The sequence below is a fragment of the Mumia sp. ZJ430 genome (genome assembly GCF_011751845.1).
GTDB lineage: Bacteria > Actinomycetota > Actinomycetes > Propionibacteriales > Nocardioidaceae > Mumia.
In genome coordinates this window covers 1,263,660-1,289,090 of sequence record NZ_JAAHFK010000001.1, presented here as the reverse complement: position 1 = coordinate 1,289,090, position 25,431 = coordinate 1,263,660, and the positions used below count along the sequence as shown (strand labels likewise).

The 25,431-nt window shown below is 71.9% G+C and carries 21 protein-coding genes; 7 read left to right on the top strand and 14 right to left on the bottom strand.

Going from position 1 to position 25,431, the window contains the following annotated elements; all coding sequences use genetic code 11:
• Positions 1-16: 16 nt before the first annotated feature.
• The 5 genes from HCT63_RS06235 to moeZ all read right to left on the bottom strand — a co-directional run bounded on the left by HCT63_RS06235 (position 17) and on the right by moeZ (position 9,478).
• Positions 17-3,301: an ATP-dependent DNA helicase gene (locus HCT63_RS06235; protein WP_243842905.1), complete on the bottom strand. Its 3,285-nt coding sequence runs from the start codon at positions 3,299-3,301 to the stop codon at positions 17-19.
• Positions 3,298-6,708 (bottom strand): ATP-dependent DNA helicase, encoded by a 3,411-nt coding sequence (locus HCT63_RS06230; RefSeq protein WP_167002075.1) that lies wholly within the window; start codon positions 6,706-6,708, stop codon positions 3,298-3,300. The genes HCT63_RS06235 and HCT63_RS06230 overlap by 4 nt, the downstream gene beginning before the upstream one ends.
• A gap of 12 nt (positions 6,709-6,720) precedes the next feature.
• The gene (locus tag HCT63_RS06225; RefSeq protein WP_167002073.1) at positions 6,721-7,095 is read right to left on the bottom strand and encodes an MGMT family protein; all 375 of its coding nucleotides are present in this window, start codon (positions 7,093-7,095) and stop codon (positions 6,721-6,723) included.
• Between the two features lie 135 nt (positions 7,096-7,230).
• Positions 7,231-8,190, bottom strand: coding sequence for a hypothetical protein (locus tag HCT63_RS06220; RefSeq protein WP_167002071.1), 960 nt, complete (start codon positions 8,188-8,190; stop codon positions 7,231-7,233).
• 112 nt (positions 8,191-8,302) lie between these two features.
• A complete protein-coding gene (gene moeZ, locus HCT63_RS06215; protein WP_167002069.1) occupies positions 8,303-9,478 on the bottom strand; it encodes an adenylyltransferase/sulfurtransferase MoeZ in 1,176 nt (391 codons plus the stop codon).
• Positions 9,479-9,720: 242 nt separating this feature from the next.
• Here moeZ and HCT63_RS06210 point away from each other — a divergent pair, with 242 nt between their 5' ends.
• Both HCT63_RS06210 and HCT63_RS06205 read left to right on the top strand, forming a co-directional pair.
• A complete protein-coding gene (locus HCT63_RS06210) occupies positions 9,721-10,356 on the top strand; it encodes a TetR/AcrR family transcriptional regulator (protein ID WP_167002067.1) in 636 nt (211 codons plus the stop codon).
• Between the two features lie 112 nt (positions 10,357-10,468).
• Positions 10,469-10,693, top strand: coding sequence for a DUF3107 domain-containing protein (locus HCT63_RS06205; RefSeq protein ID WP_167002065.1), 225 nt, complete (start codon positions 10,469-10,471; stop codon positions 10,691-10,693).
• Between the two features lie 25 nt (positions 10,694-10,718).
• On the opposite strand, the gene HCT63_RS06200 is transcribed toward HCT63_RS06205, so the two are convergent.
• On the bottom strand, positions 10,719-11,444 hold the full coding sequence (locus tag HCT63_RS06200; protein ID WP_167002063.1) for a ferritin-like fold-containing protein: 726 nt from the start codon (positions 11,442-11,444) through the stop codon (positions 10,719-10,721).
• Positions 11,445-11,670: 226 nt separating this feature from the next.
• Between HCT63_RS06200 and HCT63_RS06195 the strand changes: the two genes are divergently transcribed.
• Positions 11,671-13,200, top strand: a complete 1,530-nt coding sequence (locus HCT63_RS06195; protein WP_347877921.1) for a DEAD/DEAH box helicase — start codon at positions 11,671-11,673, stop codon at positions 13,198-13,200.
• A gap of 92 nt (positions 13,201-13,292) precedes the next feature.
• Here the strand turns inward: HCT63_RS06195 and HCT63_RS06190 are convergent, their stop codons facing one another.
• Together HCT63_RS06190 and HCT63_RS06185 are read right to left on the bottom strand one after the other, a co-directional pair.
• Positions 13,293-14,069 carry a L,D-transpeptidase gene (locus HCT63_RS06190; RefSeq protein WP_167002059.1) on the bottom strand — a complete coding sequence of 259 codons (777 nt, stop codon included), beginning with the start codon at positions 14,067-14,069 and terminating at the stop codon, positions 13,293-13,295.
• 84 nt (positions 14,070-14,153) lie between these two features.
• Complete coding sequence (locus HCT63_RS06185; protein WP_243842903.1) at positions 14,154-14,939, bottom strand: ParA family protein; 786 nt, start codon at positions 14,937-14,939, stop codon at positions 14,154-14,156.
• 35 nt (positions 14,940-14,974) lie between these two features.
• Between HCT63_RS06185 and HCT63_RS06180 the strand changes: the two genes are divergently transcribed.
• The 3 genes from HCT63_RS06180 to HCT63_RS06170 are packed head-to-tail and all read left to right on the top strand — an operon-like array spanning position 14,975 to position 16,969.
• Positions 14,975-15,733: an SDR family NAD(P)-dependent oxidoreductase gene (locus HCT63_RS06180; RefSeq protein ID WP_167002056.1), complete on the top strand. Its 759-nt coding sequence runs from the start codon at positions 14,975-14,977 to the stop codon at positions 15,731-15,733.
• Positions 15,730-16,608 carry an alpha/beta fold hydrolase gene (locus HCT63_RS06175; protein WP_167002054.1) on the top strand — a complete coding sequence of 293 codons (879 nt, stop codon included), beginning with the start codon at positions 15,730-15,732 and terminating at the stop codon, positions 16,606-16,608. The genes HCT63_RS06180 and HCT63_RS06175 overlap by 4 nt, the downstream gene beginning before the upstream one ends.
• A 31-nt stretch (positions 16,609-16,639) precedes the next feature.
• Positions 16,640-16,969 carry a DUF4333 domain-containing protein gene (locus HCT63_RS06170; RefSeq protein ID WP_167002052.1) on the top strand — a complete coding sequence of 110 codons (330 nt, stop codon included), beginning with the start codon at positions 16,640-16,642 and terminating at the stop codon, positions 16,967-16,969.
• A 77-nt stretch (positions 16,970-17,046) separates the two neighbouring features.
• Here the strand turns inward: HCT63_RS06170 and HCT63_RS06165 are convergent, their stop codons facing one another.
• Both HCT63_RS06165 and arcC read right to left on the bottom strand, forming a co-directional pair.
• Entirely contained in the window at positions 17,047-18,153 is a 1,107-nt protein-coding gene (locus HCT63_RS06165; RefSeq protein WP_167002050.1) for a ring-opening amidohydrolase, read from the bottom strand.
• A gap of 44 nt (positions 18,154-18,197) precedes the next feature.
• A complete protein-coding gene (gene arcC / locus HCT63_RS06160) occupies positions 18,198-19,157 on the bottom strand; it encodes a carbamate kinase (RefSeq protein ID WP_167002048.1) in 960 nt (319 codons plus the stop codon).
• Between the two features lie 206 nt (positions 19,158-19,363).
• Between arcC and HCT63_RS06155 the strand changes: the two genes are divergently transcribed.
• A complete protein-coding gene (locus tag HCT63_RS06155; RefSeq protein WP_167002046.1) occupies positions 19,364-19,663 on the top strand; it encodes a DUF4333 domain-containing protein in 300 nt (99 codons plus the stop codon).
• Positions 19,664-19,692: 29 nt separating this feature from the next.
• Here the strand turns inward: HCT63_RS06155 and HCT63_RS06150 are convergent, their stop codons facing one another.
• The 4 genes from HCT63_RS06150 to HCT63_RS06135 all read right to left on the bottom strand — a co-directional run bounded on the left by HCT63_RS06150 (position 19,693) and on the right by HCT63_RS06135 (position 25,339).
• Positions 19,693-20,331 (bottom strand): LysE family translocator, encoded by a 639-nt coding sequence (locus HCT63_RS06150; RefSeq protein ID WP_167002044.1) that lies wholly within the window; start codon positions 20,329-20,331, stop codon positions 19,693-19,695.
• Positions 20,332-20,418: 87 nt separating this feature from the next.
• Complete coding sequence (locus HCT63_RS06145; protein WP_208322280.1) at positions 20,419-21,219, bottom strand: NmrA family NAD(P)-binding protein; 801 nt, start codon at positions 21,217-21,219, stop codon at positions 20,419-20,421.
• Positions 21,220-21,236: 17 nt separating this feature from the next.
• Positions 21,237-23,168 carry a hydantoinase B/oxoprolinase family protein gene (locus HCT63_RS06140; protein ID WP_167002040.1) on the bottom strand — a complete coding sequence of 644 codons (1,932 nt, stop codon included), beginning with the start codon at positions 23,166-23,168 and terminating at the stop codon, positions 21,237-21,239.
• Positions 23,165-25,339, bottom strand: coding sequence for a hydantoinase/oxoprolinase family protein (locus tag HCT63_RS06135; protein WP_167002038.1), 2,175 nt, complete (start codon positions 25,337-25,339; stop codon positions 23,165-23,167). Before HCT63_RS06135 ends, HCT63_RS06140 begins: the two co-directional genes overlap by 4 nt.
• Positions 25,340-25,431: the final 92 nt, after the last annotated feature.

The window sequence follows — 25,431 nt, the reverse complement described above, 5'->3', positions numbered from 1 at the left end:
CTACGCCGCCACGCGCTCAACTCACGCTCGGGCGTACGAGCGCCTCCAGCGCCGCGCGATCAGGCAGGTCGTCGTGACGAACGGTGGTGCCGAGGCGTACGTAGTGGAACGCCGCCGTCACCCGCTCGAGGGCGATGCCGTGCTTCTCGGCCCACGCGAGCCGGTAGACGGCGAGCTGGAGCGGATCGGAGGTCGCGCGCCGGCTCGTCTTCCAGTCGACGACCTCGAACCCGTCGGGCGTGCGATAGACCGCGTCGATCCTGCCGTTGACGAGCTGGCCGCCGAGGCGCAGCGTGAACGGCTCCTCGATCGCGTACGGGACACGGTCGCCCATCGGCCCGGACTCGAAGGCACGGATGACCTCAGCGAGCTCGAGCTCATCCACGATGTCGGTCTCGTCGCGGCCTGGCAGCTCGTCATCGCCGATCAGGCTCTGCTGGGAGAAGTGCGCCTCGACCCAGGCGTGGAAGCGCGTGCCGAAGCGCGCGGACGGCGCCGGCGGGCGCGGGAGAGGCCGCGCGAGGCTGCGGGCGAACGCGGCCGGATCCTTGTCGAGCGCGATCAGCGACGTCGCCGACAGGTGGGGCGGCAGCGGGACCTCGACCGTCTCGGCGCGCTCGCGGCGGGCCTCGGCGAGGAGGCGTTCGATCTCTTCGTCGAGGACGTCGAAGCGCGCTGCGGCGGCGGGATCGAGGGTCTCGACAGGCTCGACCGACGGAGGGGCGGGGGTCTCGACAGGCTCGACCGACGGAAGACCGACAGGCTCGACCGGCGGACTCGCGGCGGCGAAGCGCCGTACGAGTGCCGCGGCCTCCCGGCGAAGCGCGAGCTCGTCGGCATCCGGCATGACCGGCCACGCCACGGCCTCGGAACGTCCGCGCAGGGGGTTGTCCGCGTCGTCGTCCGGCGCCGGGGTCCACAGCTCGGGCTCGCTCCCGCGGCCACGCAACCAGGTGGCGACGGTCTCGAGGAACGGGCTCGGGTCGGACGCGGCCTGCCGCGTACGGCTCCACCGGCTCGCGCTCGTGACCAGGAGCCGGCGCGCCCGGGTGAAGGCGACGTAGCCGAGGCGTACCTCCTCCATCTGCGCGTCGGCCCGCATCGCCGCCCGGAAGTCCTTGTCGCCGGCGCGGCTCAGCTCCTCGATCACCGGCAGCTCGGCTCCGTCGCCTCGCAGGTCGTGCGGCAGCGCGTGCGCGACGCTCGTCCACGCGGGGCGCGAGCGCGGCGAGGGGAACACGTCGGCGGTGAGGAACGGGACGAAGACCGCGTCCCACTCCAGGCCCTTTGCGGTGTGGACCGTGAGCAGCTTGACCGAGTGGGCGTCGGACGGGGAGGCGACCTCCAGCCCGTCGTTGAAGCGCTCCTCGGCGTCGAGATAGGCCAGCACCGCGGACAACGACGCCGACGGGTCGTTGGCTACGAAGTCGGCGACGACGTCGTGCAGCCTCGCGAGGTTGTCCTGCGCGACCTGGGCAGCCGACCCCGGGGTCGACGCCAGCTCGACGTCGATCCCGAGCGCCGTGACGACCTGCCGCAGGAGATCGGCGGGCGATCCGCTGGCCCGCCGACGGAGGCGGCGCAGCAGACGGGAGATCTCGGCGAAGCGCTGACGTGCCTCCGAGGAGTAAGGGAGGCGCAGGCGGTCGTCGTCGGGGCTGTCGACCGCATCGGCGAGCGACACCACCTCAGACGGGTCGGTGCCGCGGACCGCGCGCTCGAGCTCGTCGGCGAGCGTCTCCGCCTCGACGTCGTGCACACCGCCCACGAGCACGCGGGCGCGCCTGCCGAGCAGCGCGAGGTCGCGGGGCCCGATGCGCCAGCGCGGCCCGGTCAGCAGCCGGAGCAGCGCGGCGTTGGCGGTCTGGTCGGCGAGCACCCGCAGCGCCGAGACGACGTCAGACACCTCGGGCTGGCTCAGCAAACCGGCCAGCCCCACGACCTCGACGGGGACGCCACGTCCGCGCAGCGAGGCGACGAGCGACGGGATCTCGGACCGCGTACGGACGAGCACCGCAATCTCGGACCACTGGGTCGGCTCGCCGTCACGGCCCTCGTGCGCGGCGACGACCTCGTCGACGAGCCAGCCGATCTCGTCGACGACGGTCTCGTGGACGGCGGCACGCACCGTGCCGCCCTCCGTCCCTTCGGCGGGCACGAGCGGGCGTACGACCTCGGTGACCTGGTAGTAGGGCGCGGCCACGCGGTTGGCGACGTCGAGGATCTCGGCGCGGCTGCGGCGGTTGACCCGCAGGTGGAACAGGCTCCCCTGAGCCGCCCGCTGCGGGTCGGCCGGGAAGTCCTCGAGGAACGCGGTGAGGTTGCTGGCCGCCGCCCCGCGCCAGCCGTAGATGCCCTGGCACGGATCGCCCACGGCGGTGACGCAGTGGCCGAGCCCCTCGCCGTCCTCGCCGGAGAACAGCCCCTGGAGCATGTCGCGCTGGGCGACGGACGTGTCCTGGTATTCGTCGAGGAGCACGACCGCGAAGCGCTCGCGCTGCGACCGCGACACCTCTGCGCACTCCACCGCGAGGCGCGCCCCGCGCTCCATCTGGTCAGAGAAGTCGACCACGCCTGCCTCGGCCTTGGCGTCGCGATAGCGCTCGACCAACGAGACCAGCTCGTCGCGGCGACGGGTCGTGGCGTCGAGGTCGTCGTGGAGCTTGAGCTTCTTGGTCTCGATGACCGCCCGCTCCACGTCGACGCGCAGCTCGGCGTCGCACGCCCGGACCTCGTCGGGGGTCACGAGGTGCTCGGCCATCTGGCCGTCGAGCCCGAGCACCTGGCCCACGAGGTCGGGCATCGAGGTGGTCGTGTGCGCGAGAGGGCCGGGGTACGAGGCGATCGCACGGAACGCCCGCTGGAACCGCGACGCGTCGGTGGTGATCCGCAGATCGGGCTCGAAGCCGAGCAGCAGACCGTACTCGGTGATGAGCGTCCCGGCGTATGCGTGGTAGGTCGAGACGGTCGGCGTGCCGTAGCGCTCGAGCAGGTCGGGCACGCCCGCGTCACGCGCAAGGGTCTCGAGCGCCTGGCGGACGCGGTGCGCGAGCTCGGCGGCCGCCTTGTTGGTGAACGTCAGCCCCAGGACCGAGCCGGGGAGCACTCCCTCGTGGCCGACGAGCCACACGACGCGTGCCGCCATCACGGTCGTCTTGCCGGAGCCGGCACCGGCGATGATCGCGCTCGGCCGGTCGGTCGGGGCCTGGATCGCGGCCATCTGCTCGGCCGAGAACGGGATGTCGAGGATCTCGCGCAGGTGGTCGGCGTCGCGGATCAGCAGCGGCAGTGGTGCGGTCACGACGCCTCGCCCTCGCTCACGACCCCACAGGCCCGCACGCCCTGAGCGACCATGTCGAGGACCGAGGCGCCCTCGGCCTTCGCCGGGCACACCCGCGCGAACGAGCAGAACTGGCAGGCCTTCGGGCTCGGGGTCGCGACCCACTGCTCCGTACGGATCGTGCGCACGGCGTCGGAGAGTGCGCCGTACGCGAAGAACGGCTCCTCCTCGTCGGGACGGTCCTGCGGCTGGACCTTGGGACGGTCGGCGCGCTTGGCCGAGTCGGCGACGCGAAGCTGCACCAGCTCGGCGCCGCCGCTGCGAGCGCGCCGGCGGAGGATCTGCTCGACCGCGCCCTGCTCGACGGCGACCTGGTAGACGCCGAGCTGGGCGTGCTCGGCGATCTCGCCGCCCGTCGGCGCCCGCTTGCCGGTCTTGAAGTCGACGACGTGGACGAGCCCGGCGGCGTCGACCTCGACCCGGTCCATCGAGCCGCGCAGCGTCACCTCGTCGTCGCCGACGCCGAAGGTCACCGAGAACTCGTGCTCGGCGGCCAGCGGGCGGCGTACGCCGGCCGCCTCCTGCTCGGCGTGCCAGGTCGCGAAGCGCCCGATCGCGACCCGCGCCTCCTCGCGCTCGCGCTGGGCGATCCACGGGGCGGCGTAGCCGAGCCGGTCCCAGACGGCGTCGAGCGACGCGTCGAGCCCGGCGGGATCGGCCGCCGCGCCGCTGCGGACGACGTCAGCGGCCAGCGCGTGCACGAGCAGGCCGAAGCCCTGCGCGGAGGAGCTGGCCGTCTCGCCCTTCGCCTCGTGGGTGAGGAACCACGACAACGGGCACGACACGACCCCGTCCAGCGCGCTGCCGGAGAGCGCGACGGGCTCGTCGACCGGGCGTACGGGCTCGGTCGACATGGACACCTCACGCAGGCCCCACCACTGGTCGGGGTCGGCCGCGACCGCCGCCTCGACGCCGCTCGTGCTCAGCCGTGCGAGCCGCAGCGCCGCGGCCTCGCGGACGGCCTCGTCGGGCGCGTATGTCGCGAGCTCGCGCAGCTCGGCGATCACGCCTCGCAGCGACATGCCGCGGCGCGGGCGGCGCTCCGGACGCGTCGACCGGTGGGTCGCGTGGCGGGCGACGTCGGCGAGGAACGGCGAGGGCTGGTCGCCGTCCGGGTCGGCGCTCTCGACGGCGGTGACGATGAGCCGACGGCGGGCACGCGTCGCGGCGACGTAGAAGAGACGGCGCTCGTCGGCGATCAGCTCGGCCGTCGTCGGGGCGGCGCGCACGTCGGCGCGAGGCGCGGTGTAGGAGGGCGTGGCCCCGTAGGTCGCGTCGTACGTCGCGGCGTACGGCGCGGCCGCCTCGTACGAGGGCGCGGCGCCCGTGGCGGCCAGCCGCTCCGCCGCGAGCAGCGTGCCGCGGTGGCGGGCGTCGGGCCACGTGCCCTCCTGCACGCCGGCGACGACGACGAGGTCCCACTCAAGGCCCTTGGACCGGTGGGCGGTGAGCAGGCGCACCGCGGAGCCGCGCCGCCCCCGCTCAGCGAGGGTGTCGGCGGGGATCTCGTGGCGGGCGACCTCCTCGACGAACGCCGCCACGCGCTGCCGTCGCTGGCTCTCCTCGGCGCGGCTCGCCAGCGCGAACAGCGCGACGACGGTGTCGAGGTCACGGTGGGCGGAGAGTGCGTCGTCACCGCCCGCATCGACCGCGGCGACGAGCCTGCGCTCCCAGCCGGTGCCCTTCCACAGGGTCCAGAGGACGTGCTCCGGCGACACCTGCTCGCTCACCTGGCGCGCCGCCTCGGCGAGGAGCGACACCGCGCGATGGGCACGCCGCGCGATCTCGCCCGGACGACCTCCGCGACCCGACGGGTCGACGAGCGGGGCGAGGAGCAGCGGCTCCCTCGCCAGCGCGACCAGGAGCTCCGCGGACCCGCGGGGCACGCGACGCTCACCGGCCTCGTCGACTCCGTCGAGGCGACGCAGGCGCTGGCAGAGGATGCGCAGCTCAGCCCCGTCGAGGTCGCCGAGCGGTCCGGTGAGGAAGCGCTCGACCTCGTCGGGATCAGGCGCGGCCCCCTCGGCCAGGGTGAGCGCCAGCTGTGTCGCGCCCAGGAGTGCGCCGACCGCCGGCTCCGTACGGAGCGGGACCTCGGCACCGGCGACCTCGACTGGCACGCCGGCCGCCGCGAGGGCCCGCTGCAGCCGCGGCATCGCCGTGCCCGAGCGGACCAGCACCGCCATCGCGTCCCAGTCGACCCCCTCCTCGAGGTGGGCGCGCCGCAGCATGAGCGCGATGTGGTCGGCCTCGGACGCGGGGTCGGAGAACGTCCGGACCCAGACCTCGTCGCCGTCCGTCCCCGCGGCCGGCTCGGGCTCGCGGAACCTGCGGGCCCGCACGGCGAGCGGGCCGAGCGGGATGCGCCCGGCGACCTCGCGCGACGCCGCGAGGATCTGCGGGCCGAAGCGCCGCGTGCTGCGCAGCGAGGCCACCGGGGCGGGCGTGCCGTTGCGGGTCGGGAACTGCTCGGGGAACCCGAGGATGCCCGTGACGTCGGCGCCGCGGAAGGCATAGATCGCCTGGTCGGGATCGCCGACCACGACCAGGTCGCCCCCGTCGCCCGCGAGGCCGCGCAGCAGGGCGACCTGGGCGGGGTCGGTGTCCTGGAACTCGTCGACGATCACGAACCGGAACCGGTCGCGGAGCGCCGGCTGGTGCTCCGGATCGGCGACGATGATGCCGGCGCGGTGCACGAGCTCGGCGTAGTCGATGAAGTTCTGGGCGTCGAGGACGTCGAGGTATTCCTCGAAGAAGTGCGCCGCCGCCTGCCAGTCCGTACGACCGGCCGCTGCGCCCGCGGCGGCGAGGTCGACCGGGTCGAGCCCGAGCGCCCGGGTGCGCGCCATCAGCTGCTCGAGCTCGGCGGAGAAGCCCCTCGTCCGCAGGGCTGGCGCGAGGCGCGTCGGCCACGAGATCGTACGGTCGTCCAGCCCGCCGAGGACGAGCTCGCGGATGCGCGTGTCGGACTCCGACGCGGACAGGAGCTGGAGCGGCTCGGAGTAGCTCTTGGGGTCCTGGAACTCGCGCACGAGCCCGTAGCAGAACGAGTGGAACGTGGTCGCGAGCGGCGCGGCCACCGTACGGTCGAGCCGCGCGGCGACACGGTGGCGCAGCTCCTCGGCGGCCTTGCGGCTGAACGTGAGCACGAGCACCTGCTCGGGGGCAAGGCCGTGGCGCTCGATGCGGTCGACCACGGTCTCGACGAGCGTCGTCGTCTTGCCGGTGCCGGGGCCGGCAAGCACGAGCAACGGGCCTCCCGGGTGGTCGACGACCGCCTGCTGGTGCGGGTCGAGCGCGGGTGCGGGAGCACGCTCGGCGGGCGGTGGCACCGGCACGTACACCGGGGTCCGGGGGCGGTCCGTCATGGGACTATTCGATCAGAGCCGACCGACACTTCTCGGGATCTCGTACGCCGCGGCGCGCATGTCGACGCGGACCTGCTCGTCGAGGCGGCTGCGCAGCGGCGTGCCCTCCTCGAGGTAGTGCTGGCGCGCCCGTGCACGCATCGGCTCGGCCATCGTCCCGTCTGCGCGGATCACCCGCCACCACGGCACCGCCGCGCCGTACGTCGCCATCACCTTGCCGACCTGCCGAGGGCCGCCGCGCTCCAGGGCCGCCGCCACCTGCCCGTACGAGACCGCGTGCCCCGGCGGAACCTGCTCGGCGATCCGCAGGACCGCCTCCGCGTACGCTTCCTGGTCGTACGGCTCCGCCTCCGGCTGCTCGCCCCCGTACCGCGCTGCCTCGCCCACGCGCCCACCCTCCCACGCAGTCCGTTCGCTGGGGTACCCCAGCGAACGCGCACCGACCCCACTGAGCACACTCGGGTCGGTGCGGGTTCGTTCGGGTACCCCAACCGCGGGCGCTGCCGGCTTGCGGCCCGACCGTCACGCGCCGAGATAACGCCGCCGTGACCACGTCATCTCCTCCAGCAGATGGCGTGCCGTCGCCTCCGCCGGCGAATGCACCTGCGACCAGACCAGCCGCGTCATTCCCCACCGCTGGCGACGGACCGCCGTCTCGCGGGCGCGCTCGTCCATCACGACCTGCTCCGGCGACTTCTTCGGGTCGAATCCGCGCCCGTACTTCACTTTGCCGTCGAACTCCACGACGTGCCGGAACTCCTCCCAAGCGAAGTCGACCCGGCCGATCAGCCTGCCGCTCGGGTCGAACACCTCGACCTGCGACTCCGGCATGGGGAGCTTGAAGAGGTGGCAGAGCCAGCGGGTCAACGACTCCCCTGGCGACTCGGCCTTGGCGTCGGCGAGCGCGAGCGCAGTCCGTACGGCCGGGGAGCCCTTGACGTGAGCGAAGTGCTCGCCGACCCGCATCAGCTCGTCCATGTCGGTCTTGCCGCTGTGCAGGGCTGCATCGATGACCACGAGAGCGCTGGCCGGCCCGCCGCACGTTCCGACCTCCCAGACGGCCCACGACAGAGCGCTGACGGTTCGTCCGCCGATCTCGACGAGCTCGCGTGCCTCGACCGTCTCGTGGTGACGGGCGCTCGACGTCTTGCGACCGGACTGTCCGTCGAGACGGGCGACGTCGGCGAGCCGCACGTCATAGTCGAAGAGCGGGAGGCCATGCTCGAGTGCGGCCGAACGATGCGAGAGCGCGACGCGTCCCGGGTTGAGATCGGCCTCGACCCGTGCGCGTACGAGGGAGCGTTGCTCGAGGCTCAGCTTGAGGTACGTGTCAGCGAACGCGTACCCGCTGCGGCGCAGGTGGATCAGCTCCCGATCCTCGACCGCTCTGCTGAGCGCGCGCCCGCCGACCCCGACGCTCTTCGCATCGGCGGTGGTGAAGCCTCCGCCGCGCGCTTCCGCCACGATTCGCAGGTCATCCATGCCGGTGAACTCTGGCCTGTCTTCACGGGTGGCCGGAAGGGCATGGATCCGCGCCTGTGGACAACGAACTTCGTGCGCCGGGTGGGGTACCCCAGCGAACGCGCGGACAGCGTCAGTACGAGGGCTGCGAGGGGTCGATCTGGTTCACCCAGGCAACGACGCCACCACCGACGTGGACGGCGTCCTCGAGGCCCGCGCCCTTGAGGATCGCAAGCACCTCGGCCGAGCGGGCGCCCGACTTGCACTGGAGGACGACCTGCTTGTCCTGCGGCAGCTGCTCGAGCGCGTTGCCGGCAAGGAACTCGCCCTTCGGGATGAGCACCGAGCCCGGGATCTTGTTGATCTCGTACTCGTTCGGCTCACGCACGTCGACGAGCACGAAGTCGCGCGTCCCCTCCTCGCGCTCCTTCAGCCAGCCCGCGAGCGTCGTGACGGAGATCGTCGAGTCGGCGGCGGCGTCGGCAGCATCGTCCGACAGCACGCCGCAGAACGCCTCGTAGTCCTCCAGCAGCGCCGTCGGCGGCTCGCCGTTCGGGTCGCGGCGGATCTTGAGCTCGGTCCAGCGCATCTCGAGCGCGTCGAACACGAGCAGCCGGCCGATCAGCGGGTCGCCGATGCCGGTGATCAGCTTGATGGCCTCGTTGACCATGACCGACCCGATCGACGCGCACAGCACGCCCAGCACGCCGCCCTCGGCGCACGACGGGACCATGCCCGGCGGCGGGGGCTCGGGGTAGAGGTCGCGGTACTGCGGCCCCTCCTGCGCCCAGAACACCGACACCTGGCCCTCGAACCTGTAGATCGAGCCCCACACGTACGGCTTGCCGAGGATCACGGCCGCGTCGTTGACGAGGTAGCGCGTCGCGAAGTTGTCGGTGCCGTCGAGGATCAGGTCGTAGTCGGCGAAGATGTCCAGCACGTTGTCGACGTCGAGACGCTCCTCGTGGAGGATCACGTGGACGTACGGGTTGATCTCGGCGACGGACTCCTTGGCCGACAGCGCCTTGGACTTGCCAATGTCGCTCTGACCGTGGATCACCTGGCGCTGCAGGTTGGACTCGTCGACGGTGTCGAAGTCGATGATGCCGAGCGTTCCGACACCCGCCGCCGCGAGATAGAGCAGCGCGGGGCTGCCGAGGCCGCCGGCGCCGATCACGAGGACCTTCGCGTTCTTCAGGCGCTTCTGGCCGGCCATCCCGACGTCGGGGATGATCAGGTGTCGGCTGTAGCGGCGAACCTCGTCGACGGTCAGCTCGTCAGCGGGCTCGACCAGGGGTGCTAGTGACACGACGTCTCCTCGGTCGGGTGCAGTGCAGTCAGTACGGCGCGTGTGCCCCGTACGGATCGTCAACACCGTGCGGTGACGCGGTGTTCCCGCGGGGCACTGCCGCCTCCACCCATGATGCCTGGCGCGTCCCGAGGAGCGGACACCCGTCTTGCTCTGCGGACCGCGTCTGTCCGGTACGGCCGGAACCGGACGCCTCGACGCGCCCCCCGTACCGGCGAGTAGGACCGGGATACCATCAGGACGTGACCGACACCACGACATCTCGTCCCCGGGGCGGCCGTCTTCCCCGAAGCGCCCGCCGAGCCCAGCTGCTGGAGGCGGCGCGCGAGATCTTCGTCGACAACGGCTACCACGCGGCGGCCATGGACGACATCGCCGAGCGTGCGGGCGTGAGTAAGCCGGTCCTCTACCAGCACTTCCCGGGCAAGCTCGAGCTCTACCTCGCGCTGCTCGACTCGGCCTGCGACACGGTTGTCGACGCCGTCCGCGACGCCCTGGCCTCCACCGAGGACAACAAGGCGCGTGTCGAGGCGACCATCGACGTGTTCTACAGCTACGTCGCGAGCGATCAGGCCGCGTTCCGTCTCGTGTTCGAGTCCGACATCACCAATGAGCCCGAGGTACGCCGGCGCGTCGACCGCGTCAACACCGAGACGGCGTCGGCGGTGGCGGCCGTGATCCACGACGACACCGGCCTTCCCGAGGTCGCCGCCGAGCTGCTCGCGGTCAGCCTCGTCGGCATGGCGCACGTCGGAGCGCGCTACTGGCTCGACCAGGGCTCGGCGCTGTCCAAGGACGAGGCGGTCGGCATGGTCAGCGCCCTGTCGTGGCGCGGGATCGGCGGCTTCCCCCGTACGGACGAGCCTGACGCCGACTGACGCCCCGTACGCGCGCAGCGAACGCGCGTGATCACCCGGCGCGACCCGAGATAGCGTGAACCTGCGCCTCCAGCCCCGGAGTGCGCACCGTGACACAGAAGAGAGGCACGACGTGGAGGTACGGATCGGCGTCCAGCACAGCCCGCGCGAGCTGTCGCTGGAGACCAAGGAGAGCCAGGACGCGGTCCTGCAGGCCTTCAAGGACGCAGGCACCGGGGATGGTCTCCTGGCGCTGTCCGACGACCGCGGCCGCAGCGTCGTGGTGCCGGTGGAAAAGGTGCTCTACCTCGAGTTCTCGGGCGACGGCGCCCGCCGGGTCGGGTTCGGCGAGTCCTAGGACTCGACCAGCGGAGGGGCCGGGCTCAGGACTGCAGTCCGAGCTCGGCCATCCGCGCTGCGTGGTTCTCGGTCATCCGCGCGAACATCCGCCCGATCGCGGCCAGGTCCATCCCCGTCGCCCGATCGACACCACCGACGAACACCGCGGTGAGTCCGTCGTGCTCCGCGGCCACGAGCTGCGCCTGGCTCAGCGCCTCGCCCATCAGCCGCCGGCCCCACAGCGCGAGCCGACCCGCGACGCGCGGATCCTCCTCGATCGCCTCGCGCACCCGCGTCACCACGAACGCGGAATCCCCCGTCCCCGCCAGGCTGTCGAGCACGAGCGCCCGGGTGTCGACGTCGAGGTACGCCGCGATCTCGCGGTAGAAGTCGGCGGCCAGGCCGTCGCCCACGTACGCCTTCACGAGACCCTCGAGCCAGTCCGCCGGCGCGGTCTTGACGTGGAAGCGGGTGAAGCTCTCCTCGAACGGGGCCATCGCCTCGTACGGGTCGATCCCGAGCGACTCCAGCCGGTCGCGCAGCCCCAGGAAGTGGGAGAACTCGATGTTCGCCATCTGCGCGAGCTCGGCCGTGTCCCGCAGGGACGGTGCGAGCTTGGCGTCCTCGGCGAGCCGCTCGAAGGCCGACAGCTCGCCGTACGCGATGACGCCGAGCAGCTCGATGACGCCTTCGCGGTAGAGCGGGTCGCCGTCGAGCAGCGGCGTGCGTGCAGCGGCGTCAGGGTCAGAGGAGCTCGTCGAATCGGCCATGACGGCAGCCTAGCCACCTGCGTCCGGGGCGAGCCTGCCCGTCCGGTCAGGGCAAGGGGATAGACTGGTAATGCCCAGGCGTGGATCAACCACCACAATGCAGTCGCCGGGCCGCGCGGTCGCGTGCATGCGCCGTCCCGATGCCGGGTCCGGCGCCGCGTACGACCACAGGAGACCAGGCCGCCAAAGACGCGCGGCACGTTCGACAAAGAAAACGAGTAGACCCCTGACCACGTTCAAAGACCTGGGCGTTCTCCCAGAGATCGTCGAAGCCCTGGAGACCCAGGGCATCATCGATGCATTCCCGATCCAGGAGATGACTCTCCCCATCGCGTTGCTCGGCAACGACCTGATCGGACAGGCCCGTACCGGTACGGGCAAGACGCTGGCCTTCGCCATCCCCGTCGTGCAGCGCGCGATCGCCCCGCACGACCCCGAGTTCGAGATGCTGTCGGCGCCCGGCAAGCCGCAGGCGCTGATGATCGCCCCGACCCGCGAGCTCGCGCTCCAGGTGTCGGCCGACGTCTCTGCCGCCTCCGCCAAGCGCGGCACGCGCGTGCTCACCGTCTACGGCGGTGTCCCGTACGAGCCGCAGCTCGAGGCGCTCGAGAACGGTGTCGAGCTTGTCATCGGCACCCCGGGTCGCCTGCTCGACCTGGCCAAGCGCAAGGCGCTCGACCTCTCCCACGTGAAGGCGCTCGTCCTCGACGAGGCCGACGAGATGCTCGACCTCGGGTTCCTGCCCGACGTCGAGGCGCTGATCTCGCGCACGCCGGAGCTGCGCCAGACCATGCTCTTCTCGGCGACGATGCCGGGCGCGATCGTCGCGCTCGCGCGTACGCACATGCGGCACCCGGTCAACATCCGCGCGGAGTCCAGCACGGACTCGGCGATGGTGCCGGCCACCGCGCAGTTCGTCTACCAGGCCCACGACCTCGACAAGCCCGAGATCGTCGCCCGCGTCATGCAGGCCGACGACTTCGGTCGCGCGGTCGTGTTCACGCGGACGAAGCGCGCGGCGCAGCGCCTCGCCGACGACCTGGTCGAGCGTGGCTTCAACGCCGCACCGTTGCACGGTGACATGGCGCAGGTGGCGCGCGAGAAGGCGATGGCGAAGTTCCGCGAGGGCAAGATCGACGCGCTGGTCGCGACCGACGTCGCCGCCCGCGGCATCGACGTCGCCGACGTCACGCACGTCATCAACTTCAGCTGCCCGGAGGACTCCAACACCTACGTCCACCGCATCGGACGGACGGGGCGCGCCGGCAAGAGCGGCAACGCGATCACGCTGGTCGACTGGGCCGACGTGGCACGCTGGAAGACGATCAACCGCGACCTCGGGCTGCCCTTCGACGAGCCGGTCGAGACGTACTCGACGTCGGAGCACGTCTTCCACGACCTCGGCATCTCCGCCGACGTGACGGGCCGCCTCAAGCCTCCGGCTCCGGTCGCGCCCAAGGCCGACCGTCCGGCCCGCGGCGAGCGGACCGACCGCGACGGCGAGCGTCCTGCACGCACGCGTCGCAACCGCAGCCGCACCCGCGGCGGCAAGCCGGTCGATGAGACCGCGGATGCCTCGGGTGGCGAGTCGTCCGGTGCGGCCGCACCGGCTACTGCCGCTGCCGATGCCGGTGCTCCTCCAGAGTCCGGCGAGGAGCGTTCGGACGCCCCGCGTCGTCGTCGCCGGCGTCGTCGTCCCTCGAGCGGGAGCTCCGCCGACGGCGCAGCACCCGTGGCGGCTGACGGGGGCGAGTGACCCCACTCCCACGCACGGATCGGTGCCTCAGCGTCCACAGGTCGATCACCTGTGGACGCTGAGGCACCGCCGTTTCTGAGGCCCGACGCACGTCAGGCGACGACGACCACCGTCGTGCCGACCGGCGCGAACTCCCACAGCGCGATCGCGTCCTTGCGCCACTGGCGCACGCATCCGGACGAGAGCGGCTTGCCGAGCTGGGAGCGCGTCTGGAGCGCCTTCCCGTCCTCGTCGACCGGGATCGTGTGGAAGCCGATGGGCGCGTTGTCGCCGCGCGTGAACCGGACGAAGTAGTCCATGGTGCTGCCGAAGTCGTACGACGTCGCGTGGCGTGAGCGCGAGTAGACCTCGTACGAGCCGGGGTCGAGGTTGTCGTGCTTGCTCCCGGAGACGGCGTACGTCCGGGCGACGCGCTCGCTGGCCTTGACCAGCCACACCCTCTGCTCGCTCATCGAGAACACGATGCGTCGACCCTCACCGGACTTCGCCGGCACCGCAGGCACTGCCGGCGGCGCCGCGGCCGCGGTCGCCACGGGCTCGGGGCTGGGTGCAGGCGTCGGGACCGCGGGACGGTCGGCGCTGCGCGACGCAGGCGGATCGACCGGCGTCTCGACAGCCGGCGGCACCTCGGGCGTGTAGGCGGAGACGCCTGCGGCGAACGGGATCTCGCCCGCGAGCGGCGCCGCCGCAGTCCCGCCGGTCGCGCCGACCGGGAGCAGGGGCAGCGCGTCGTCGTAGAACGCGACCGCGCTCGCACCGAGGCCTGCGACCACGAACGCGGCGCTCCACAGCCGCCAGGTCCGGCGGCGGGCACGCTGCGCACTGTGTCGTCCCCCCGAATTCCCAGGACGGTCACCGCGCGTGGTCACGCGGTCAGCGTACGGGGTTTGGAGGTCGTGAAGAAGGGCGGGTCTCGGAGGCCCAACAGACGACTCGCGGGTGCGCTCGTAGGGTCAGGACGCGAGGAGGGCGTCGGCCACGTCGCGGTAGGCCTGCGCCCCTCGATGGCTGGCTGCCGTCCGCAGGATCGACTGCCCGTACGCGGGTGCCTCGGCGAAGCGCACCGTCCTCGGGATCGCGGGTTCGACGACGTCCAGCCCGTACGACGACGTGATCGCCTCGAGCACGGCACGCGCGTGCTTCGTACGCCCGTCGTAGGCCGTTGGAAGCACACCGAGGATGCGCAGGCCCGGGTTCGTGTAGGTCCGTACGTCGTGCACCGTGTCGAGGAGCTGGCCCACACCGCGGTGCGCGAGCGTCTCGCACTGCAGCGGGATCAGCAGGTCCGTCGCCGCCGTGAGCGCAGCCGCGGTCAGCACGCCGAGCGAGGGCGGGCAGTCGAGGATGATCCAGTCGTAGTCGCCGGCCACGCTCTCCAGCGCGACACGCAGCCGTTGCTCCCGTCCCGTGCGGGTCGCGAGCGTCTCCTCCGCCTGGGCGAGCTCGATCGTCGACGGGAGGAGGTGCACGGCCTCGTCCGTCACGACGATGACGTCGCTCGGCTCCTTCTCGCCGAGCAGCACCTCGCGTACGGACAGGTCGAGCTCCTCGGGATCGACACCGAGGGAGAACGTGAGGCTCGCCTGCGGGTCGAGGTCGACCAGCAGCACGTGCTTGCCCCGCTGGGCGAGGGCTGCACCCAGGGACGCGACCGTCGTGGTCTTGGCGACGCCGCCCTTCTGGTTAGCCACCGCCAGGACCCGCGCGCCGCTCGGTGTGTCCGCGGTGTGAGGTGTCACGTCGGCCATTCTTCATGATCTGCAAGGATCTGCCCATGTCTCTCGCCTTGGTGACCGGCGCCACATCCGGCATCGGCCTGGCTTTCGCCCGCACGCTCGCCGCGCGCGGCGACGACGTCGTGCTCGTGGCCCGCGACGAGGGCCGTCTCGACGCCCTCGCGACCGAGCTGCGCGCAACCGGCCGTACGGTCCACGTCGTGCCTGCCGACCTCTCGACACGCGACGGCGTCGCACGCGTCGCCGATGCCGTCCGCGAGCACCGGATCGACCTGCTCGTCAACAACGCGGGATCGTCGATCGGCAAGTTCTTCGGCGACACCGACGTCGCCGCCGAGGACGCGCAGCTCGACCTGATGGTCAAGGCTCCGATGGACCTCATGGCCGCGGCGCTCGACGTCATGCGCCCGCGCCGGTCGGGCCAGATCCTCAACGTCGCGAGCGTCGCCGCGTTCACCCCGCGCGGCACCTACTCGGCCCACAAGGCCTGGATCGTCAACCTGAGCCAGTGGATGAACATCCAGTTCGCCGCAGAGGGCGTCGTCACGACCGCGCTGTGCCCGGGCTTCGTCCGTACGGAGTTCCACCAGCGGATGGGCGTCGACCCGAGCGACGTGCCGCGGTGGATGTGGACGAGCACCGACCAGCAGGTCCGCGGCGCGCTGCGCGACCTCGACAACGGCAAGCCGATCTCGGTGCCCACGGCGCGCTACAAGGTCCTGGCGACGATCGCCCGCTACGCCCCGGCGGGGTTGGTCGCCGCGGTCGCCAAGCGAGGCCGGAAGGTGTCCGAATGACCTCCTCACCCGACCCCGAGGCGTTCGGAGCCCTGACGCCGCGGGCGGTCACGACCGCGCGCGGGACGTTCGCGGCGCTCGACGCCCCCGTCCCCGCTGGCACCTCGCGTCGGGGCCACGTGCTGCTCGTGCCCGGGTTCACCGGCAGCAAGGAAGACTTCGCGTTCGTCCTGCCGCTGCTCGCGCAGGCCGGCTGGCACGCGACCTCGTACGACCAGCGGGGCCAGTACGAGACACCCGGCAAACCCGACGACGACTACACCGTACGAGGCTTCGCCGCGGACGCGCTCGCGATCCAGGAGGCGCTCGCCCCGTACGGCGCCTCGCACCTCGTCGGTCATTCCTTCGGCGGGCTGGTCGCGCAGCACGCGGTGCTCGACGACACCTCGGCCTGGCGGAGCCTCGCGCTGCTGTGCTCGGGGCCCGCGGGCTTCGGCGACGCCGGGGTGCGGGCGCGCACGGACGACCCGGACGCGGCGGTGCGGATGCTGCGCGCCTTCGTGGCAGCCGTGCCGGTCGTGGGTCTCGAGGTCGTCTTCGCGCAGCGGAACGCCGCCATCGACGCACCGCCGCAGCTCAAGGCCTTCGTGAAGCGACGGTTCCTCGCCAGCGTCCCCGAGTCGCTCACGGCGATCGCCACGCACCTGCTCGACACCCCGGACCAGGTCGGGGCGCTCGCGGCGAGCGGCGTGCCGGTCGCGCTCGCACGCGGCAGCGCCGATGACGCGTGGCCGTACGCGGTGCAGGACGAGATGGCCGAGCGGCTCGGCACGGAGGTCGTGGTCATCGAAGGCGCGGGCCACTCCCCCGCCGTCGATCAGCCGGCGGCGACGGTCGACTTCCTGCTGCGCGCGTGGGAGCGGGCCGAACGCTGAGGACGCCGCACGGCCGACTAGCGTGACGGCCATGTCGACCCCCGCCTTACGACACCACTCGCGTCTCGCCCTGTCCGCACTCGCCGTCGCCCTCGGGCTGACGCTCTCGGCGTGCGGAGGTGGCGCCGTGAAGGCGTCGGACGTGGAGAAGGAGGCCGAGAAGGCGCTCGGCGCGCAGGTGGGTGTGACTCCCGAGATCACCTGCCCCGACGACCTCGAGGCAACGAAGGGCGCGACGCTGCGGTGCGAGCTGCGGGTGTCAGGTGACAACACCGTCTACGGGGTCACCGTCACCGCCGAGTCCGTCGAGGGTTCGACGGTCGGCATGGGCTTCAAGGTCGACGAGCAGCCGGCGTCCTAGTCACCCGTGGCACCGGTACGCCGAGCCGGTGGCGTGGCCCACCCCCATCGGCCACGCCACCGGGGCTTGAGAGGCGGTCAGGAGGCCTCGACGATGGCGGCGACGGGGCCGCCCCCGTCCGGCCCCTGGTGAGCCGCCGACACCGACACGAACACCGCCGGGTCACCGGTGACCGCAGCGGTCACGCCGCCCACGGCCGCCTTGATCTGGCGGTGCCAGTGCACGTCGGAGTCGTCGAGCATCGCGTTGCGGCGCCCGCGGACCATGCCGTCCTGGCTGGCCTCGCACTTGAGGAACACGTTGACCAGCTTGCCGTCCAGGTCGCTGGTACGCGGACGCTCGGGCACGTCGAGGCCGGCGGAGCGGATCGCGTCCCAGATGCCGTCGGCGTCGAGCGCGTCGTCCATGACACCGTGACCGATGCGGTAGCGGCCGCCGATGCCGCGGACGTTGCCGACCACGACGACCTGCGCGCGGTCCAACTCGACGCCCGAGGAGCAGGACGCGACCGACGAGTACAGCGAGCGGTCGTGCATCACGTCGGCGTCGGTCGGCATCTCGATCTCGCCGAGCGCGACGGCGATGCCGAGCGCGGTGGTGCCGTTGGACAGGTCCATCGACGCGAGGGTGTCCTCGGTCCACACGGACTTGCCGCGCGACTTGGCATCGCGGATCGTGTCGATCGTGAGCAGCGGTGTCTTGGTCTGGACGTAGTGGACGTCCGCAGGATCGGTGATGCCCGCGCGCTCCATCGCGACCTTGACGGCCTCCGCGACCTTCTCGATCATCGGCGTATGCCCGATGTCCTCGGGCAGCAGCACGTCGCTCATCGCGAAGCCGACGCTCAGGCGCGGCTCGTCGGTGGGCTCGACGGCGTCGTCGGGCAGCGTCGCGAAGATCGTCGCGTGAGGGCTGATGACCCCGTCGGTGCCGCCCGACCAGACGATCGGGACCTGCTTGACATCCTCCGGCGAGCGCGTCCCCTGAGCGACGAGCACCTCGCGGAACGCGCGGTCGGCGATGATGCGCGTGTAGTCGTTGACGCCGCCGTTGCCCTCGGTCTTGCCGATGATCGCGATGACGCGGTCTGCCTCCAGCACGCCGTCGGCGATGAGCTTCTCGAGCTCGCTGGCGTCGGCGACGGAGTGGATCGGGACCTTGCGTACTTCGATCGCTGCTGGCATGAGCATCCTCTCGGGTGGGGGTGAACGGTGGGCGTGGACGTAGGTCAGGCGGGGAGGCGGTCGGTCGGGACGGAGTCGGGGCTGACACGCGTGCCCGTACGACCTGCGACCGCGTCGTCGATGTGCGGGAGCGACGTGATCACGCCCGTACGGCCGGTGTGGGCGGCGAACCGGGTGATCGCCTCGACCTTCGGGCCCATCGACCCCGCTCCGAAGGCGCCGGCCTGCGCGAGCCGGCGGATCTCGGAGACCCCGACAGCGCCCAGCGGCTCGGCCTGCGGTGTCCCGAAGCCGACGACCGCGGCATCGACGTCGGTCGCGATCACGAGCAGGTCGGCGCCGACCTGATCAGCCAGCAGGGCGGCGGTGAGGTCCTTGTCGATCACGGCCTCCACCCCGACGTACGACGTGCCTTCGCGCACCGTCGGGATGCCGCCACCGCCTGCGCACACGACGACGGAGCCGTTGTCGAGGAGCGTCTGGACGGTCTCGACCTCGGGGATCTCGCGCGGCTCCGGCGATGCGACGACACGGCGCCAGCCCCGCTGCGGGACCTCGACCCAGTGCTGTCCGTGGCCGCGCATCGCCGCTGCCTCCTCGGCGGTGGCGTACCGGCCGATCGGCTTGGTGGGGACGAGGAACCCCGGGTCGTCGCGGTCGACGATCGTCCGAGTCACGAGCGCCGCCGTACGGGACGGGTGTCCGCGCCGTGCGAGCTCGTCGTCGAGCGCGTCGAGGATCAGGCGGCCGATCGTGGCCTGCGTCTGCGCGACGCACCAGTCGAGCGGGACCGGCGGAACGACGTCGGCGGCGATCTCGTTCTTGAGCAGCAGGTTGCCGACCTGCGGGCCGTTGCCGTGGGTGAGAACGATCTGGTGTCCGGCCTCGACGAGGTCGGCGACGCTGCGCATCGCGGACTGGATCGCCGCCCGCTGATCCTCAGGGCGCGCAGAGCCGTCCGCTGAGGTCATGGCGTTGCCGCCGAGGGCGATGACGAGGCGCATGCGACGAATCTAGGTGCCTCCGCGCACGGTGGGCATTGGCGAACTTCGCCAAGGAAGTGCCGTTGGCTAGTGAGGTGTTGCCTATCGGCGGCGGGCGGTGCCGCGCGTGCCCGTGCGGCGCACAGCGCGGTGAAGGAGGTCCCACCGTGACGACGAGAGCGGGACCGTGCTCACCACCGGTCAGGCCCGCCCTCTACCCTGTGCGCATGCGTCTCCGTCCCGCCGTCGCGCTGGTGTCCGCCGCGCTGGTGCTGCTCACCGCGTGCGGTCACGCACCGATGCCCCAGAAGTCGGTCGAGGAGAAGGCATCGGAAGCAATGGGCAAGCAGATCGGTCTCGCGCCGATCGTGGACTGCCCGGGCGATCTCGAGTCCCGCGAGGGGGCCACGATGGAGTGCGAGCTCTCCGACCCCAACGGCAGCGACAAGAAGTTCACCATGACCGTACGTGTGCTGAGCCTGAAGAACGGCGTCGCGAAGCTCGACTTCGCTCTCGACGAGGGCTGACAGGCCTTCGGCGGCCTCCACTCCCCGGCTCAGTCGGGTCGGCCGCCCGCGGCGAGGCCGACGCCCAGGCCGACCATGATCGAGCCGCCCGCACCGCGAAGGCGTCGCATTCGGTGCGGTGAATGGGCGAACCAGTCGCGTGCTGCTCCGGCGCCGAGCGCCCAGAGGCTGTCGAGGCACAGCGCGATCGCGACGAACACTGCGCCGAGGATCAGCATCTGGAGCGGCACCGCCCCGAGCTCGCGGGCGACGAACTGCGGGAGGACGGCGACGAGGAAGACGATCGTCTTGGGGTTGGTGACACCCACGACGAACCCTTCGCGCAAGACTCGCGACGTCCGCGTCACCGTCGGCTCGGCCTCGACGGCGTCCTCACCGGCGCGGCGGTCGCGGATCGCCTGGATGCCGAGATAGACGATGTACGCGGCGCCGACCCACTTCACGACGGTGAAGGCCGCGACCGACTGCGCGACCAGCGCACCGAGCCCGGCCGCGACCGCGACGATCTGGACGGTGGCGCCGACCGCGTTGCCCACCACGTTGACGAGCGCGGCACGTCGGCCGAGCACCATCGCCCGGCTGATCGTGAAGAGCACGCTCGGGCCCGGGATCATGATGAGCAGAGTCGAGGCGACCGCGAAGGCGACGACGTCGTGCGCGTGGATCATTTCGGGATCGTACGCCGCCAGGCGCGCATCTGGTCGACCCGCGGACGGGAGAAGCCGACCCGGGGGCGGGAGAAACCGACCCGGGGGTCAGGAAGGGGCGGGCGTCAGCTCGCGGGTCAGGGTCGCGCGCACGTCGTACGGGGCGCGGCCCAGCAGCGCCCGGAGGGGCACCCCGCCGGTCGGGAGCCCGTACGCGTCGTAGAACGCGAACATCGCCAGCAGCCAATCCCGCTCTCGCGGATCCATCCCCGCGCCCGGTCCGGTCGCCCACCTCTCAGGATCGAGCCGCTCCGCCGGCACCGGCACGCCCAGCACCTCCGACGCGACGACGGCGACGTCGGCCAGCGTCACGAGCGCCGGTCCCCCGAGCTCGTACGTCGCACCGACGTGGCCGTCCTCGGTCAGGACCACGGCAGCGGCCTCGCCCGCGTCGGCGAGGTCCACGAGCCCGAAGGGGGTGTCGACCGCGTACGGCACGCGGACCGCCGGCTCCTCCCCTCCCAACCCGGGCAAGAGGTTCTGGACATACGCGCATGGCTGCAGGACCGTCCACGCGAGCCCGCTGCGGCGTACGAGGTCCTCCGTCGCTGCCTTGGCGAGGTGGTGCGGCATCTCAGGCGCGTAGGGCCAGGCGACGGAGTGGTATGCGACGCGCGGCACGCCGGCGGCGCGCAGCGCCTCCAGCCAGCCCCCGACGAGCGCGGGCTCGTCGGGATGGAGGTTGGGGGCGATCAGGTAAGCCGACGCGCAGCCGTCGAACGCGGCGACCGGGTCGGCGAGGGCACGGCGCCCCAGGGGGCGGACCGGTACGCCGCAGGACGCGAGCGCCTGCGCGACGTGCGTGCCGGTCTTGCCCGAGGCACCGACGACGGCGGCGGGTTTCGGCACGCTCGACCGGCCTCCCGTCACCTGACGTCGACAGCGGCGTGGGTCGCTCCGCCGGCGAGCTGGGCGTAGCCGGGCCCGCGGTCGAAGAACACCTCGCCCTCGCCGCGCGCCGCGGCGCGCTCGGCCCGCAGCGCCGCGGTCGCCGCCGCGTCGTACCCGAGGTCGTCGCCGCTGCCGGTCAGCACGACCGCGTAGTCGTCATGCGCCCCCTCGGCCGAGACCTTCTCCCAGCGGACGTCGCGCACGACGCTCTCCGGGTCACGGTCGAGCGGGTCGCCCCAACCGCCACCACCGGTGGTGCGGATGCGGATGGACTCACCCGCGCGCACCGGCTCGGCGTCCGCGAGCGCGTCGACCACGCGCTCGTTCGGGCCTCCGGCATCGATGACGACTTCGAACGGCCGCCCGGCGAGACCACCCTTGACACCCCAGCACGCGAGGATCGAGCGATCCGCGATCGACATGAAATGGGCGTCGGCGAGCATCCGCAGGTGCTTCTCGTACCCGAGGCCGCCGCGGAACTTGCCCGGGCCGCCGGAGTCCTTCGCCACCGACAGCGACTCGACGACGAACGGGAAGCGCGACTCGGTGAACTCGGTCGGCAGGTTGCGCGAGTCGGGCACGACGTGGATCGTGTCCTCGCCGTCGGCGTAGTAGCGGCCGCCAGACCCGCCGCCGAGCACCTCGCGCATGAGGTAAGGACGGCCGGCGAGGTCCGTGCCGTACACGCCGGTGTAGCGGATCGTCTCCTGGTCGGCCGGCATCTGGCCGTCGACCGCCTTCGCGAGGACCCCGGCGAGCACCCCCAGGAGCCGCAAGATCACGAACGTACGGGCGTTGGTCGGCGCCGGGAACTCCGGCGTGAGCAGCGTGCCCTTCGGCGGGAAGCGCATCTCGATCAGGGGCACCACGCCCTCGTTGACGTCGAGCTCGGCCATCCGCTCCGGGGTGTCGGCGAGGTTGCGCAGGATCGGCGCGAGCCACTTCTTGAGGAACACGCCGTCGGAGTAGTCGCCGCAGTGGTTGATCGGCCCCTTCGCCTGCGGGGACGTCCCGGCGAAGTCGAGGATCACCCGCTCGCCGTCCGGGTCCTCCGGGCCGGTGCGGGTCAGCGTGATGCGCTGCGTGTGCAGCTGCGGCTCGTCGACCCCATCGTGCTCGGCGTAGTCCTCCCATACCCAGGTGCCGATCGGGATCTTGGAGAGGATCTCGCGCTTGTACGTCTGCGTGGTGCGGTCGATGATCGCGTCGAAGGACGCCTCGACGACCTCCACCCCGTACCGGTCGAAGAGCTCCGCGAGACGGCGCGCACCCATCAGGCACGCGGAGCACTCGGCGTCGAGGTCGGCGGCCAGCGACTCGGGCATGCGCGAGTTGCGGGTCATGATCGTCAGCGCCGCACGGTTCGGGACGCCCTGGTCCCACAGCTTGATCGGCGGGACGGCCAGCCCCTCTTCGTACACGCTGGTCGCGTGGCTCGGCATCGAGCCCGGCACGGCACCGCCGATGTCGTCGTGGTGGCCGAACGCCTGGATGAACGCGACCACGCGCTCGGTGCCGTCGACGGTCGCGAACACGGGCACGGTGACGCACAGGTCCGGGAGGTGGCCGATACCACCCTCGGACTTGTAGACGTCGTTGTGGAAGAAGACGTCGCCGGGCTTCATCTCCTCGAGCGGGAAGTCGCGCGCGACGGGGTGGACGAGCGCCGAGTACGAGCGGCCGGTGAGCTTGCGCAGCAAGCGGTCGTGGATGCCCGCGCGGAAGTCGTGCGCGTCGCGGATCATCGGCGAGCGCGACGTCCGCGCGATCGCGGTCTCGACCTCGTGCTCGATCGACGCCAGGCTGCCCTGCACGATCTCGACGACGACAGGGTCGGCACTCGCGCCGGCGTCCTCCGTGAGCGTGCCGAACGGGAACTGGGTCGGCGCCTTGCGGGACTCGCTCACTTCTGGCTCCCCTTCTCCGAGGTCTGTCCCTCGCGGGTGATGATGACGTTGTCGTACGGGTCGATGCGGGCGACGAAACCGGGGTGGATCGGGATGGTCGAGCCGAACTCCTCGACGATCGCCGGGCCGTGGACCTGCTGGCCCGGGAGCAGGGCCGACCGGTCGAACACGCCGGTGTCGACGTAGCCCTCACGCGGCGAGAAGCACACGGGCCGGGTCGTACGGGGCTGCGGCGCGGCCGCGCTCGCCTCGACGGCCCGCGCACGGATCTTCGGGCGCTGGATCGGCCCGATCCCCGAGACACGCAGGTTGACCCACTCGACCTGCTGACTGTCGTCGCCGGCGAAGTCGTAGCCGTAGAGCGCACGGTGCTCGGCGTGGAACGTGTCCGCGACACCGGCGAGCACCGCGTCGTCGAGCCGGCCGTCCGGCACCGGGACCCGGACCTCGAACGCCTGGCCGAAGTAGCGCAGGTCGGCCGTACGGACGAAACGCTGCTCGTCGGGTCCGAAGCCTTCGGCGTCCAACGCGGATGCAGCCTGCGAGGCGAGGCGGTCGTACAGGCCCTCGGCCTCGGCCGCGTCGAGCTCGGAGGCGAGCCGCACCGCGGTCTGGACGTAGTCATTCTTGACGTCGACGGTCAGCAGTCCGAACGCGGAGACGTTGCCGGGGTTCGGCGGGACGAGGACCGTGGGGATCGACAGCACGTCCATCAGCCGGCACAGCAGCAGCGAGCCGGAACCGCCGAACGTGGTCAGCGTGAAGTCACGGACGTCGAGCCCGCGCTTGACGGTGATCTGGCGCAGGGCGTTGGCCTGGTTCCACGCAGAGATCTCGAGGACGCCGTCCGCGGCCTCCTCCACGCTCAGCCCGAGCTTGCCGGCCAGCTCCTCGAGGCCCTTGCGGGAGGCATCGACGTCGAGCGGGATCTCACCGCCGAGCAGGTGCGGAGGGATGCGGCCGAGCACGACATGGGCGTCGGTGATCGTCACCTCGGTGCCGCCCTTGGCGTAGCAGAGCGGACCCGGGTCGGCGCCGGCCGACTGCGGGCCGACCTTGAGCGTGCCCTCCGGCGACAGCCAGGCGATCGAGCCGCCGCCCGCGCCGACGGTGACGACGTCGATCATCGGGATCTTGCTCGGGTAGACGCCGACACTCCCCTCGGTCGTCAGCGTCGGCTCGCCGTCGACGACCACCGACACGTCCGTCGAGGTGCCGCCGCCGTCGCAGGTGAGGACGCGGTCGAACCCGGCGACCGAGGCGACCAGCGCGGCACCCAGGGCGCCGGCGGCCGGACCGGACAGCACGGTCGTGATCGGTTGGTGCACCACCTCGGCGGCCGACAGCACACCGCCGTTGGACTTCATCACGTAGAACGGCACGCCCCCGCCGGTCGAGCCCTGCGCCGTCCTGAGCCTGTCGAAGGGTCGAGACCCCGTGAACGCCGCCAGCCGGTCGGCGATGCGGCGCACGTACGCCGACACCTTCGGCTTCACCGCCGCGTCGACGAGCGTGGTCATCGAGCGCTCGTACTCGCGGTACTCGCGCAGCACCTCCGACGAGATCGACACGACGGCGTCCGGGTGCTCCTCGGCGAGGATCGCGCGCATCTCCTCCTCGTGGGCGGAGTTGGCGTAGCTGTGCAGCAGGCACACCCCGAGCGTGTCGATGCCCTGCTCGCGGAACCAGCGGGCGACCTCGCGCGCGCCCTGGGCGTCGAACGGATGGATCTCCTCACCCGCCCACGTCATCCGGCCCTCGACGCCCTTGACGAGGTCGCGGGGCACGATGCGGTCGGGCTTCACCCAGAAGTACGAGTTGCCGTAGCCGTCGGGCACGGACTGGCGGGCGATCTCCAGCACCGCCTCGTACCCGGCGTTCGTGATGAACCCGAGTCGGTCGACCTTGCCCTCGAGGAGCTGGTTGGTCGCGACCGTCGTGCCGTGCGAGACCGCCGAGATCGCCTCACCGCTGCCCGGCGGGAACCCGGCCAGCGCGAGGACCTTGTCGATGCCCGCGAGGAAGCCCTCGGCGGGGTCCGACGGCGTCGACGGCGTCTTGGTCGTCAGCATCTCGCCGGTCGCCTCGTCGAACGCGACGACGTCGGTGAACGTGCCTCCCGTGTCGATCCCGATACGGAAGTGCCCGGCTCGAGTGGGGCGTGACGTCATGGTGCTCCTCGACGGTGTGGGGGGCTGCCCCTCGATTCCAACGCACGCCGCCGACAGTCCCCAGGGCGAACGTCGCCGGACCACTTCACCGA

Excerpts from the sequence above, each read along its gene's own strand:
- HCT63_RS06220 (WP_167002071.1), bottom strand. The coding sequence starts at position 8,190 with ATGGATGACCTGCGAATCGTGGCGGAAGCGCGCGGCGGAGGCTTCACC.
- HCT63_RS06150 (WP_167002044.1), bottom strand. The coding sequence starts at position 20,331 with ATGATCCACGCGCACGACGTCGTCGCCTTCGCGGTCGCCTCGACTCTG.
- HCT63_RS06175 (WP_167002054.1), top strand. The coding sequence starts at position 15,730 with ATGACCTCCTCACCCGACCCCGAGGCGTTCGGAGCCCTGACGCCGCGG.
- HCT63_RS06170 (WP_167002052.1), top strand. The coding sequence starts at position 16,640 with ATGTCGACCCCCGCCTTACGACACCACTCGCGTCTCGCCCTGTCCGCA.
- arcC (WP_167002048.1), bottom strand. The coding sequence starts at position 19,157 with ATGCGCCTCGTCATCGCCCTCGGCGGCAACGCCATGACCTCAGCGGAC.
- HCT63_RS06135 (WP_167002038.1), bottom strand. The coding sequence starts at position 25,339 with ATGACGTCACGCCCCACTCGAGCCGGGCACTTCCGTATCGGGATCGAC.
- HCT63_RS06230 (WP_167002075.1), bottom strand. The coding sequence starts at position 6,708 with ATGACGGACCGCCCCCGGACCCCGGTGTACGTGCCGGTGCCACCGCCC.
- HCT63_RS06200 (WP_167002063.1), bottom strand. The coding sequence starts at position 11,444 with ATGGCCGATTCGACGAGCTCCTCTGACCCTGACGCCGCTGCACGCACG.
- HCT63_RS06165 (WP_167002050.1), bottom strand. The coding sequence starts at position 18,153 with ATGCCAGCAGCGATCGAAGTACGCAAGGTCCCGATCCACTCCGTCGCC.
- HCT63_RS06155 (WP_167002046.1), top strand. The coding sequence starts at position 19,364 with ATGCGTCTCCGTCCCGCCGTCGCGCTGGTGTCCGCCGCGCTGGTGCTG.
- HCT63_RS06180 (WP_167002056.1), top strand. The coding sequence starts at position 14,975 with ATGTCTCTCGCCTTGGTGACCGGCGCCACATCCGGCATCGGCCTGGCT.